This window comes from Rhizobium sp. MHM7A, from assembly GCF_005862215.1.
GTDB lineage: Bacteria > Pseudomonadota > Alphaproteobacteria > Rhizobiales > Rhizobiaceae > Rhizobium > Rhizobium bangladeshense.
In genome coordinates this window covers 87003-99801 of the sequence record NZ_VCHT01000007.1, presented here as the reverse complement: position 1 = coordinate 99801, position 12799 = coordinate 87003, and the positions used below count along the sequence as shown (strand labels likewise).

The following is a 12799-nucleotide window of genomic DNA, read 5'->3' as shown; positions in this document are numbered from 1 at the left end:
TGGGCTCGCCTGCGCAAATTCGCCCCAATTGGGGATAATGGAGGCGCAGGCGGCGAGGCTTGGCGGCAGCGGCATTTGCTTCATTCAGCTTATATGCCTCTCATGTATGTCTTCGAAAATGATTCCCGCACAGCTAGAAATTGCGCAGGTACGAGATGTCTGGTCACGGCAATTTGGAAGAGATGCAAGAGACGGAGGGGTCCTCCTTCAGCGAGCTTTTCAGACGTTACAGGACGCCGCTGACGGCAGCCGCGACACTTCTCGTCTTCTGTCTCGTCGGTTACGCGATCATGCAGCTTACCAACGAGGTGCGTTATGACGATGTCGTCGGTGCGCTGGCGGCGACGAGGCCGAGCGCCATCTTGCTCGCGCTGTTCTTTACTGCGCTGAGTTTCCTTTCGCTGGTCTTCTACGATCTCAATGCGATCGAATATATCGGCAAGAAGCTTCCGTTTCCACATGTGGCGCTGACGGCGTTCAGCGCCTATGCGGTCGGCAACACCGCCGGCTTTGGTGCGCTCTCGGGCGGCGCAATCCGCTACCGCGCTTATACACGTCTGGGGCTCTCGCCGGAGGATATCGGCCGCATCATCGCCTTCGTCACGCTCTCCTTCGGCCTCGGGCTCGCGGCTGTCGCGTCGATCGCGCTCATCATCATCGCCAGCGAGATCGGACCGCTGATCGGCGTCAGCGCCTTTCTCCTCCGGCTTATCGCCGGCTCGATCATCGCCATTCTCGCGGCTGTGCTGATCATTGGCCGCGGAGGCCGCGTGCTCGATCTCGGCGCCGTAGCAATCCGCCTGCCGGATTCACGCACCTGGTCGCGCCAATTCCTCGTCACCGCCTTCGATATCGCCGCCTCGGCGTCGGTGCTCTACGTGCTCTTGCCGCAGACGGCCATCGGCTGGCCGGTCTTCCTCGCCGTCTATGCAATTGCCGTGGGTCTCGGCGTGCTCAGCCACGTTCCGGCCGGACTCGGCGTGTTCGAGACCGTGATCATCGCTTCGCTCGGCAGTGCGGTGAATATCGACGCGGTTCTGGGATCGCTGGTGCTCTACCGGCTGATCTACCATGTATTGCCGCTGCTCATCGCCGTTCTCGCGGTCTCGGCGGCGGAACTGCGCCGTTTTGTCGACCACCCGGCCGCCTCCAGCGTCCGCCGTATCGGCGGACGGCTGATGCCGCAGCTGCTGTCGACCTTGGCGCTGCTCCTCGGCGTGATGCTGGTGTTTTCGAGCGTCACGCCGACGCCGGACCAGAACCTGGAATTTCTCTCCAACTATCTGCCGCTGCCGATGGTCGAAGGGGCGCACTTCCTCTCCAGCCTGCTCGGGCTTGCTTTGGTGGTCGCCGCGCGCGGCCTCGGTCAGAGGCTCGACGGTGCGTGGTGGGTCGCGGTGTTCTCGGCCGTTGCCGCGTTGACCTTGTCGCTTCTGAAGGCGATCGCGCTCGTCGAAGCCGCGTTTCTCGCCTTTTTCATCTTCGGGCTTTTCGTCAGCCGACGGCTCTTCACCCGGCATGCGTCGCTGCTCAACCAGGCGATGACGGCATCCTGGCTGATGGCGATCGCCGTCATTGTCGTTGGCGCCGTCATCATCCTGCTCTTCGTCTATCGCGATGTCGAATACAGCAACCAACTCTGGTGGCAGTTCGAGTTCACCGCCGAGGCGCCGCGGGGCCTGCGCGCCTTGCTCGGTATCACCATCATCTCCTCGGCAATCGCCGTCTTCAGCCTGCTCCGGCCGGCGACCTTCCGGCCCGAGCCGGCGACGGAGGAGGCGCTGGCGCTTGCCGTCGACATCGTAAGGAAGCAAGGGAATGCCGATGCCAATCTTGTGCGCATGGGCGACAAGAGCATCATGTTTTCGGAAAAGGGCGACGCCTTCATCATGTACGGCCGGCAGGGACGCTCATGGATTGCGCTGTTCGACCCGGTTGGCGATCATCGTGCCGTGCAGGAACTCGTCTGGCGCTTCGTCGAAGCGGCGCGCGCCGCCGGCTGCCGTGCCGTCTTCTACCAGATCTCGCCGGCGCTGCTCTCCCATTGCGCCGATGCCGGCCTTCGCGCCTTCAAGCTTGGCGAACTGGCGGTGGCAGATCTCCGAACCTTCGAAATGAAGGGCGGCAAATGGGCAAACCTTCGTCAGACGGCGAGCCGCGCTCAGCGCGACGGCCTGGAGTTCGCCGTCGTCGAACCCGAAAACGTGTCCGGCATCATCGATGATCTCGCCGCCGTTTCGACGGCCTGGCTCGAACATCACAATGCCAAGGAAAAAGGCTTCTCGCTCGGTTCCTTCGATCCCGACTACGTCTGCTCGCAGCCGGTCGGCATCCTGAAGAAGGACGGCAAGGTCGTCGCCTTCGCCAATATCCTCATCACCGAATTGAGGGAGGAGGCGACGATCGATCTCATGCGCTTCTCGCCGGACGCGCCGAAGGGGTCGATGGACTTTCTCTTCGTGCAGATCATGGAATATTTGCGCAGCCTGGGTTTTACTCATTTCAATCTCGGCATGGCGCCCCTCTCCGGCATGTCGAAACGCGAAGCCGCGCCGGTCTGGGACCGTATCGGCAGTACCGTCTTCGAACACGGCGAGCGCTTCTATAACTTCAAAGGCCTTCGGGCATTCAAATCCAAGTTTCATCCGCACTGGCAACCGCGCTATCTTGCGGTTTCCGGAGGAGGCAATCCGATGATCGCGTTGATGGACGCGACATTTCTGATCGGGGGCGGATTGAAAGGGGTAGTGAGAAAATGATCAGGAAAATCCTTCTAGCCACGGCATGCGCCTGCATGCTCGCGGCCGCACCGGCTGATGCCGCCGAAGAGACCAAGCAGAGCTTCGAAACCGGGCTCATTCCGTCGCCGCACATTTTCCTGCCGGAAGGGGAGGTGAAGGGCACGGTAATGCTGATCTCAGATGCCGCAGGCTGGGGCGATTTTGAGAAGGCCGAGGCCGACAGGCTCGTCTCCGAGGGGGCTGTCGTCATCGGCGTCGACTTTCCCTCCTACGCGGGGGCACTTAACCGCTATGACGTCAGCCTCAACGACGGCTGTGTCTATATGGTCTCGGACATCGAGTCGCTAAGCCAGCAGGTCCAGCGTGCGACCGGCAACAATGCTTATCACCTGCCGATCGTTGCAGGCATTGGCGAGGGCGGGGCCCTGGCGTTGGCGATCGCTGCGCAGACGCCGGATGCGACGATCGGCCAGACGCTTGCGATCGATCCTAAAGCAGGCATTCCGCTCGCCAAGGAGCTTTGTACGCCCGCTTCCAAACAGGTGGTCGGGGGACGCACGGTCTATGGTCTCAACGATGGAGCGTTGCCGGATCCAGTTATCACGGTCTTCACGCTCAACGCGGACAAAGACGGCAGGGCGCATGCCGAGGCGCTGAAGAAGGCCCATCCCGAAATCGAGATCCGCGATTCCACCGACGATGCGCAGACGGTATTTGGCGATACTATCGATGATCTCGTCACCGCCTCCGGCGCCTTCGGCAATCCGCTCGGCCTGCCGCTGGCGGTGCTCGAGGCGACGCCTGCCTTCGATACGATGGCGGTGATCTATTCCGGCGACGGCGGCTGGCGCGACATCGACAAGGAAGTCGGCGGCACGCTGCAGAAGGAAGGCATTCCCGTGGTCGGCGTCGATTCGCTTCATTATTTCTGGTCGGAGCGCAAGCCGGAGGAGACAGCAAGCGATCTCTCGAAGATTATCGACTTCTACCGCAAGCAGTGGAAGGTGAAGCATGTGCTGCTCGTCGGCTATTCTTTCGGCGCCGACGTCGTGCCCGCGACCTATCAGCTTCTCAAGCCAGCCGAGAAGTCCTCGGTGGTGCAGTTGTCGCTGCTGTCGCTCTCGCACGAAGTCGATTACGTCATCTCCGTTCTTGGTTGGCTTGGCCAGAAAACGGAAGGGGCGGGAGGCGATCCGGTCGCCGACCTGAAAAACGTCGATCCGAAGCTCGTGCAGTGCATCTATGGCAAGGATGATGATGACGATGTCGCCTGTCCGGCGGTGAGGGATAGCGGGGCCGAGGTCATCGAGTTGCCTGGCGACCATCACTTCGATGAGAATTACGACCTCCTGACCAAGACGATCATCGACGGGCTGAAAAAGCGGCTACAACATTAACGCATCAGCGTTTCTTCGTTCCAACCGAATTCGGCGAGTTCCTTGCCGCGAAATCTCGCGTCGTCGGCTACGATGAATTCGTCGAGCTGCGGCGGGGCGACGCTGGTTCCGGCGAGCATCGCATGCACCTGGCCGCGATGATGGGTCTGGTGCTGAAAAAGGTGGGCGAGCACGTCTTCCAGCCGCTCCTTCTGGATGCGGTCACCACGATCGAGACTGACGGTGGAGACCAGCTTCTCTGGAGTCAGCGCCTGGCAAAGTGCCGTCAGGCGATGGTCGATCCTTGCCTGCGCTTCAGCCAGCGATCCAACGTCATCGAAAGGTTCGTCGACCTCGAAGGCCTTGAGCCCGAGAGTGCCGCCTTCCATCGCGTCGACATAGAACCAGTCGACCGTGATGATGTGGTTCAAAGTTGCCTTGATTGACGGGAAGAAGCTCGTGCGCGGGGCTTCGAACTCGCCGGGCTTCAATGCAGCGCAGGCCTGAAGCAGGCGGCGGTTGGCAAGGGCATTATTATAAGCGAGTTTGCGAAATGACCTGACGGGATCGAAGGTCGGCATTGGCGCATCTCCTCTTCAGGCGCTACTTGCGTCAGTTCCGGTCGTCGAGATTGCCATCGCGCCAGACGAGGTGGAGTGGCGCGGCAGGCAGCGTCTCGATTACATCGGCGATGAAATAGGGCGGGATGTCGAGGTCGATCAGAGCCTTTCGCGTTGCGGGCACCCATTTGAATTCGAGATGGTTGTCGCCATCCTCGACGCGATGGATGATTTCGTGCGGCCGGAGGGGAATTGCGGCGGGATTTCGATGAGATAATAAAAACTGAGTTCGTGCCAGTCGCGTTGCTCGAAGTGGAAAAAGTTCTCGACCATCCAGAGCACGTTTCGCTGATTTCGGCCGTGCCGCCAGGAAAAGTCCAGAAAGGCTCCTGCTCGGCGCGATGAACAAGCACATTGCGATCGCGAAGGGCGAGGCCGGCGATGCGATGGTTGAAACGTCCGACGCCCGCAGTCAGGCGAATGCGCCTGCTCATGCCGTTCTATCCGAGATCGATCACGACGATTTCCGGCGGCACGCCAAAGCGGACCGGCGCAATGGAGCAGCCGAGGCCGCCGGAGACGATGATGTTACGCCCTTGTTCGACGATATGGCCATAGGCGTAGCGATTGCCGTAACGCGAGGGGACGACCGGCGAACGACCGAGGAAGCGGATCTGTCCGCCATGCGTGTGGCCCGACAGCGTCAGCGAGACGCGCTCGGGCACGCGCGGAAAGATATCGGGCTCATGAGCGAGCAGGATGACGGGTGCGTTGTCAGTGACCTGAGCCATGGTTCCATCGAGATCGTCAAGGCCGAGCATGCGCTTGCGACCCCATTTCCTGCCGGGCAGCAGCGCCAACTGATCTTCTAGCCCCGCTAGCCAGAAGCCATGTCCGTCCTTTTCGAGCCGCACGGCGCGATTGGCGTATACCGAAACCCCCACATTGGCGAGCGCCCGGTGTCCGAAGGTGTCCATCCCGCCGTTCTTCTGGGCGGTTCTATCCTCCCACCAATCGTGATTGCCCATGATCGCATGCACCCCGAGCGGGGCCTGCAGGGTGGCGAGCGCCTTGGACCATTGGCTCGAATGCACGTACTGCGTCACCATGTTCATGCCCGAGGCATAGTCGCCGAGAAGAACGGTCACGTCGCCTTCGAGTTCGTTCGCCTTGCGGCAGATCGCGGCAATGCGGTTGACCGACATCCAGGGTTCACAGGCATGGAGATCGGCGAGGGCGACGATGCGGAGCTTGAGGCCGGGTGTCCATCCCGGTGGTGTCAGCCTGTATCGGGTGATGCTGAGCCGGGCGAGAGGTTCATAGGCGAGGGCGTAACCACCGAGCGACATGATGCCTGCGACGCTGCCGCCGACAAGCTTGAAAAATCCGCGGCGGGTGATCACTCAGTCGTCCTCCTGGAACAGCCGGAACTGCGCAGCCTCCATGTCCTTTGGCGGCTGCATTCCCAGATGCTTCCACGCGATTGCGGTCAGAACACGGCCGCGTGGCGTGCGCTGAATGAAACCCTGCTGGATCATATAGGGCTCGATGATATCCTCGATCGCGTCGCGCGGCTCGGAAAGGCCGGCGGCGATGGTTTCGATACCGACCGGGCCGCCGCCGAAGTTGACGGCGATCATGTTGAGGTAGCGCTTGTCGAGCTGATCGAGACCGACATTATCGACCAGCAGGCGGGTCAGCGCCTCATCGGCGATCTCGCGGGTGACGGCCTCGGCCCTTGCCACTTCGGCGAAATCGCGCACGCGCCGCAGCAGCCGGCCGGCGATACGCGGCGTGCCGCGGGCGCGCCTGGCGATCTCGCGTGCGCCCTCATCGGTCATCGGCAGGTTCATCAGCCGCGCGCCGCGGCGCACGATCAGTTCCAGCTCTTCGACAGTATAGAAGCTGAGCCGCACCGGGATGCCGAAACGATCGCGCAACGGTGTCGTCAACAGGCCGAGGCGGGTGGTGGCGGCGACGAGTGTGAATTTCGACAGATCGATCTTCACCGAGCGGGCGGCAGGGCCTTCGCCGATGATGAGGTCGAGCTGGAAATCCTCCATAGCAGGATAGAGGATTTCCTCGACGGCGGGATTGAGGCGGTGAATTTCATCGATGAAGAGAACGTCACGCTCTTCGAGATTGGTGAGCAGGGCGGCGAGGTCGCCGGCCTTGGCGATCACCGGGCCTGAGGTCGATCGGAAGTTGACGCCGAGCTCCTTGGCCATGATCTGCGCCAGCGTCGTTTTGCCGAGGCCGGGCGGTCCGACGAAGAGTACATGGTCGAGCGCCTCGCCGCGGTTTTTGGCCGCCTCGATGAAGATCTTGAGATTGGCGCGCGCCTCGGCCTGGCCGGTAAACTCGTCCAGCGATTGCGGGCGCAACGTCACATCAAGGTCTTCGCCCCGCTTTTCCGGCGATATCAGGCGGGCGGGTTCACTCATGCTCTCATTCCGTTTCGAAAACTCTCACACCAATACACGAAAAAACGGCTGCCTCGATAACCAACCGTTGATTTTCCGCCCTTCACCGCGCCAATTCCTTCAAACCCAGCCTGATCAGCTTGGCGCTATCGGCGCCTTCGCCGGCCGCTTTCATCGCCGCGGCAACGGCATTTGCCGCCTGGTCTCTGCTGTAGCCGAGATTGGTCAATGCAGAAACCGCATCGGCAACCGGTGCGGCAGCGACGCCTTCGCCGAGTTCCTGCTTGAGGGCGATATTGATCGCTTCGCCGGCATAGGCCGGCGCCCGGTTCTTGAGCTCGGTGACGAGCCGCATCGCCACTTTCGGGCCGACGCCCGGTGCGCGCGAGACGGCGGCGCGGTCCTGGAGGGCGATCGCATTGGCAAGTTCGCCCGGCGTCAGCGTCGAGAGCACGGCGAGCGCCACCTTGGCGCCGACGCCCTGGACGCTCTGCAGCAGGTTGAACCATTCCCTTTCCAGCGCCGTTATGAAGCCGAAGAGCTTCAACTGGTCCTCGCGCACATAAGTTTCGATGAAAAGCACACAGGCTTCGCCCGCCGATCCGAGCTTGGACAGGGTTCGCGCCGAGCAATAGGCGACGTAGCAGACACCGTGCACATCAACGAGCACATAGTCTTCGCCGATCTCGTCTATGGTGCCTTTCAGCTTGCCGATCATGGTCACGGTCTTTCAAGGGTGCGTTTCGGGGGAAATGATTTCGAGCTCCGGGAAATAGGAGCTGTAGCGCGCGCCATCACGCGTCAAAAGGCGATGCGATCGAACGAGGGCATGTGCACCGATGAAGAAATCCGGCAGAGTGCGCTCGCGCAAGCCGCCGCCTCTTCGGTACTGTGCGTGCGCCATGCCTGCGCGATAAGCGGCAGAAAACGGCAAAGCCTCACGGATCAGGTTTAACCGTGACAGGAGAAATGCAAGAGTTTCCTCACGTGGGGTCAGGCTTGCCAGCTCCGCCCAGACGACCGGCGTCATGATGAATTGTGAATCCGGCCGCAATGCGCTCAAGGCGCGCGCGGACCATTCCCTGAAGGGATTGTCAGGGCCGAAGATGTCGATGAAGATGTTCGTATCAATAAGAACCGAGGTCATTGCGCGGTCCCCTCAGCCATTCCATGAATTCCTCTGTCGTCATGCCGCCGGTGTCGAGGGTACCGCTCATGCTGTCGAGCCAGGACTCAAAATCGTCCTGCGACGCTTCCGGGCGGCTGGAAAGAACGACGAGCCGGGCACCCTTTTCATCGGCGATGAAATCCACCTCGGATCCCGGGCCAATCTTCAAACGGTCCCTGATGTCCTTAGGAATGGTCACCTGACCTTTTTCCGTCACGCGCATGGTAATACCTCTGAGGTATTACTTAGCAGCGAATGAGAACAAGTCAAGAACGAATTATCCGGCCAATGCCTGACGCATCCGGCTGCCGCGGCGATTGTGAGCATGGCAAATGGCGATCGCCAAGGCGTCGGCGGCGTCATCGCCCTTGAATGCAACCTTCGGCATCAGGATCTTCAACATCATGTGAATCTGTTGCTTTTCGCCGTGACCGACGCCGATGACCGCCTTCTTCACGGCGTTCGGTGCGTATTCCGAGACCGGCAGTCCGGCGCGTGCCGGCACCAGCATGGCGATGCCGCGGGCCTGGCCGAGCTTCAGGGTCGCCACGGCATCCTTGTTGACGAAGGTCTGTTCGACGGCGGCTTCATCCGGCTTGTGAGCGTGGACGATATCGGCGAGGCCGTCATGCAGCTGGCAGAGGCGGGAGGCGAGGTCCATCTCGCTATCGGATGTCACGGTTCCCGACGCCACGAACCTCAGGGAATTGCCCAATGTCTCGATAATTCCCCAGCCAGTGCAGCGAAGACCAGGATCAATGCCAATGATGCGAATCGTATTTTGCATGGTTCAACCTATAGCGACTGCGAAATAAGTGCCATCGATATGTGAACAAAACAAAAACACCGTCGGTTTTAGGGCGGGTCATTTACCGCGAATTAAAAGAGATGCCTGAATTCTAGTTCATCGAATGTGAGAGGAGCTCGTTCACGAAGAATTGGGCTCCCGATGTTCTGTTGACAGGTCGGCCGGTTGGGGATGCACTGTGTGCCCCGGCCGGCAGGCGCCGTTCGGAAGGGTTCGTTGTATATGGCTCAGAGATTTCAATCCCTGTCCTTCAAGGTTATTGGCACATTCATCCTGATGACCGTGGTGTCGATCGCGGTCATCGACGTGCTTGCCTATTTCGCCAGCAGCCGCATTTCGGACGAGCAGGCGCTGAAGGCCAAGGAAAGCGTGCTGATCTTCCGTGGCGACATGTTGCAGGACCAACTGGCGCAGCTCGAGAACCAGGCCAATTCCATTGCGCGCATCGAGGCGCTGCAGATGTCGATCACCAGCTTGAAGAGCGGCTGGAAGACAATCCAGAAGACTTCGGGCGATGCCCGCGCCGAGCTGAAGAAGGTTTTTATCGAGGGCAATCCCAACCCGGCCGATCAGCGCGAGAAGCTGATGAAACCGGAGGGACCGAGCGGTTTCTATTATTCGAACCATGAACAGACGCAGGGCGAAGTCGCCCGCGACCTCGAAGGTACTGCCTTCAGCGATTTGCTGATCGCCGATCTCGATGGTACCGTCCTTTATTCCTATAAGAAGGAGAACGACTTCGCCGAGAACCTGAAGTCGGACGCCTGGAAGGCAACCGGCGCCGGCATCGCCTTCGCCAAGGCGATCGAGAATACCGCCAAGGCGAGCGATGACGCCGCGCCGACAGGTTTTTCCGGCCTGCGCGTCGATGCCGCCAGCGGTAAACCGGCGATCTTCTATGCCGTGCCGATCGTCAAGCTCGGAGCGGCCAAGGGCATCTTCCTCTTCAAGGTGCGCGAGGACATCGTCACCAGCATTCTTGGCAAGGGCATCATCCAGGGGAGCACGGCGAGGACGGCAATCGTCTCCGGCGATGGTTCCGCGGTCGGTCTCGACGCGAACGGCAGGCTTGCGCAACTGGATGCGACGCCCTTCACCTTTATCAAGGACGCGCTCGCCAGCTCCGCGATGACCGTGGCCGATTTTGACAGGGCGGATGGTGCGGCCCGCGCCTATGTCCGTGGCATCGACTATCGCGGCGACCGCTTTCTCGTGGTCGAGAGCGTGCTGCTCAGCGAGCTCAATGCCGGCTCTATCGAAATCGCCACTTTGCTCACGATGATTGGCTTGGGTGTGCTCGTCGTCATGGCGATCGCAACCGGACTCGTCACCAATTTCCTTTTTTCGCCGCTGGCGCGGCTTGCCGGCGTCACCCGCGATGTCGCCGATGGTAAGCTCGACAGCGAGATCGGCAGCCTGAACCGCAAGGACGAGATCGGCACGATGGCGAAAGCGCTTGCCCGCTTCCGGCAGTCGCTTATCGAAGGCCGCGAACTCGAAGCGGCAAGCGAAGTGACACGCCTGCAGGCCGAGCAGGAGCGCCAGCGGAATCTCGCCGAGCGGGAGGCCGAGGCGAAGTCGCTGCAGCAGGTGGTGGAAGCGCTCGACGAGGGCCTGCATCATCTGGCAGGCGGCGATCTCGCCTACCAGATCGACAACCGCTTCCCGAACGAGCTCGAAAGCCTGCGCGTCAATTTCAACGAGGCGCTCGCAACACTCAGCGAAACCATGACGGCGATCGGCGGCAACTCGATGGCGGTGCGCGCCGGCTCCGAGGAGATGCGCACGGGCGCCGACGAGCTTGCCGGGCGCACGGAACGGCAGGCCGGCTCGATCACCGAGACGGCGAACGCGATCAGCGCCATCACTCAGTCCGTCCGCCGCCAGATCGAGCGGGCCGAACAGGCCGAGCGCATCGCCCGCGACGCGAAGAAGGAGACGACCGGCTCCAGCCAGATCATGCGGGAGACGATTGCGGCGATGGAGGCGATCCAGGCCTCCTCGCGCCAGATCAACACGATCATATCGGTCATCGACGACATCGCCTTCCAGACCAACCTCCTGGCGCTCAATGCCGGCGTCGAAGCGGCGCGCGCGGGGGAATCGGGCAAAGGCTTTGCCGTCGTCGCTATGGAAGTCCGGGAACTCGCCCAACGCTCATCGAGCGCGGCAAAGGAAATCTCCAGCCTGCTGCAGAAGTCGACGCATGAGGTCGAAAGCGGCGTTGCCTTGGTCGAAAAGGCCGGCGTTGCCCTGACCGGCATCGGCGCCCATGTCGAGGCGATCAACGGGCAGATCAACGAGATCATGGAATCGACCCGCGAGGAGGCCAATACCTTGCGCGAGATCAACAACGCCGTGGCCGAACTCGATGCGATGACGCAGCAGAACGCCTCAATGGTCGAGGAGACGACGGCGGCAATCCACCGGCTGGCGACGGAAGCTGTGGAAATGGACCGCCAGCTCGGCAATTTCACGCTGCCGCAGGGGCATTACAGGCCGAGCGCAGAGGTTCATGTGTTGCGTCGTCACCGCTGAGGCGCCGCTTGCGATCTTCGACAAGGGCCTCGCGCGGCCCTTTTGTTTGCATGAATGGTTTGGAATGGGGCGGGCGCCAACCTACATAGACGGCATCCTTCAACTGCCCCGCAGGTTCCCATGGTTCCCTTCTCCATACTTGACCTTTCTCCCGTTGCCGAAGGCAGCACCGTGCGCCAGTCGCTCGAAAGCTCGGCGCGCATGGCTCAGAAGGCTGAAGAATTCGGTTACAAGCGCTTCTGGCTCGCCGAGCATCACGGCATGCCGGGAATCGCCAGCGCGGCGACCGCCGTCGTCATCGGCCATGTCGGCGCCGCCACCAAGCGCATTCGCATCGGCTCCGGCGGCGTCATGCTGCCCAATCATTCGCCCCTCGTGATTGCCGAACAGTTCGGCACGCTGGAGGCGCTCTTTCCCGGCCGCATCGATCTCGGCCTCGGGCGAGCGCCGGGAACGGACATGCGCACGGCACAGGCGCTGCGGCGCAATCTCGAGGCGGGCGCGAATAGCTTTCCGAATGACGTCGTGGAATTGCAGCAGCTTCTCGGCACGCCGGTCGAGAACCAAGCAATCCTAGCGGTCCCGGGCAGTGGTTCGCATATTCCGATCTGGCTGCTCGGCTCCAGCCTCTACAGCGCCCAGCTCGCCGCGATGCTTGGGCTTCCCTATGCCTTCGCCTCGCATTTCGCACCCGACATGCTGCTCGATGCGATCGCGATCTACCGCGACCGCTTCCAGTCCTCGACGACGCTCGACAAGCCCCATGTAATGGTCGGCGTGATGGGCGCGGTGGCGGCGACGGACGAGGAAGCACGCTACCATTTTACGTCGGCCCAGCAGCAATTCGTCAACCTGCGCCGCAATGTCCGTGGTCCCTTCCCACACCCGGTGGCCGATATGGAAGGCTTCTGGTCGCCGATGGAGAAGATGAACGTCGAACACACGCTGCGTTACGCCGTGGTCGGCTCGCCGGAGACGGCGGAGGCGAAACTGTCGGAATTTCTCAAAGAGACGCAGGCCGACGAGGTGATCATCTCGATGCCGATTCATGATATCGAGGCGCGGCTGAAGTCGGTGGAACTGTTCGCAGGTCTTGGAAATTTCATGCGGGTCGCTGCGTAGGAAAGTAGGCGGCATCCCGAGAGATGGAAAACCCGGCGCCACGGCCGGGTTTCATTGGAAAAG

The 12799-nt window shown here is 61.4% G+C and carries 11 protein-coding genes and 1 pseudogene; 4 read left to right on the top strand and 8 right to left on the bottom strand.

Annotated elements, in window-relative coordinates; all coding sequences use genetic code 11:
• Positions 1-155 precede the first annotated feature (155 nt).
• Positions 156-2759 (top strand): bifunctional lysylphosphatidylglycerol flippase/synthetase MprF, encoded by a 2604-nt coding sequence (gene mprF / locus FFR93_RS22445; protein ID WP_138394838.1) that lies wholly within the window; start codon positions 156-158, stop codon positions 2757-2759.
• Positions 2756-4138 (top strand): AcvB/VirJ family lysyl-phosphatidylglycerol hydrolase, encoded by a 1383-nt coding sequence (locus tag FFR93_RS22440; RefSeq protein ID WP_138394837.1) that lies wholly within the window; start codon positions 2756-2758, stop codon positions 4136-4138. Before mprF ends, FFR93_RS22440 begins: the two co-directional genes overlap by 4 nt.
• Here the strand turns inward: FFR93_RS22440 and FFR93_RS22435 are convergent.
• The 8 genes and pseudogenes from FFR93_RS22435 to ruvC all read right to left on the bottom strand — a co-directional run bounded on the left by FFR93_RS22435 (position 4135) and on the right by ruvC (position 9055).
• A complete protein-coding gene (locus FFR93_RS22435) occupies positions 4135-4698 on the bottom strand; it encodes a DinB family protein (RefSeq protein ID WP_064712144.1) in 564 nt (187 codons plus the stop codon). The two genes, FFR93_RS22440 and FFR93_RS22435, sit on opposite strands and share 4 nt — an antisense overlap.
• A gap of 31 nt (positions 4699-4729) precedes the next feature.
• Positions 4730-5171 (bottom strand): annotated as a pseudogene (locus FFR93_RS22430) (DNA mismatch repair protein MutT).
• 6 nt (positions 5172-5177) lie between these two features.
• A complete protein-coding gene (locus FFR93_RS22425; protein ID WP_064708804.1) occupies positions 5178-6080 on the bottom strand; it encodes a metallophosphoesterase in 903 nt (300 codons plus the stop codon).
• Entirely contained in the window at positions 6081-7121 is a 1041-nt protein-coding gene (gene ruvB, locus FFR93_RS22420) for a Holliday junction branch migration DNA helicase RuvB (RefSeq protein ID WP_064708805.1), read from the bottom strand. It lies immediately after the preceding gene.
• A gap of 82 nt (positions 7122-7203) precedes the next feature.
• On the bottom strand, positions 7204-7818 hold the full coding sequence (ruvA, locus tag FFR93_RS22415) for a Holliday junction branch migration protein RuvA (protein ID WP_064708806.1): 615 nt from the start codon (positions 7816-7818) through the stop codon (positions 7204-7206).
• A gap of 12 nt (positions 7819-7830) precedes the next feature.
• Positions 7831-8247, bottom strand: a complete 417-nt coding sequence (locus FFR93_RS22410) for a type II toxin-antitoxin system VapC family toxin (RefSeq protein ID WP_138394836.1) — start codon at positions 8245-8247, stop codon at positions 7831-7833.
• Positions 8228-8491, bottom strand: a complete 264-nt coding sequence (locus tag FFR93_RS22405) for an AbrB/MazE/SpoVT family DNA-binding domain-containing protein (RefSeq protein ID WP_138394835.1) — start codon at positions 8489-8491, stop codon at positions 8228-8230. The genes FFR93_RS22410 and FFR93_RS22405 overlap by 20 nt, the downstream gene beginning before the upstream one ends.
• Positions 8492-8545: 54 nt before the next feature.
• On the bottom strand, positions 8546-9055 hold the full coding sequence (gene ruvC, locus FFR93_RS22400) for a crossover junction endodeoxyribonuclease RuvC (protein WP_138394834.1): 510 nt from the start codon (positions 9053-9055) through the stop codon (positions 8546-8548).
• A 243-nt stretch (positions 9056-9298) separates the two neighbouring features.
• On the opposite strand from ruvC, the gene FFR93_RS22395 reads away from it, so the two are divergent.
• Positions 9299-11614: a methyl-accepting chemotaxis protein gene (locus FFR93_RS22395; RefSeq protein ID WP_138394833.1), complete on the top strand. Its 2316-nt coding sequence runs from the start codon at positions 9299-9301 to the stop codon at positions 11612-11614.
• A 120-nt stretch (positions 11615-11734) separates the two neighbouring features.
• Positions 11735-12736 carry an LLM class flavin-dependent oxidoreductase gene (locus tag FFR93_RS22390; protein ID WP_138394832.1) on the top strand — a complete coding sequence of 334 codons (1002 nt, stop codon included), beginning with the start codon at positions 11735-11737 and terminating at the stop codon, positions 12734-12736.
• Positions 12737-12799 lie beyond the last annotated feature (63 nt).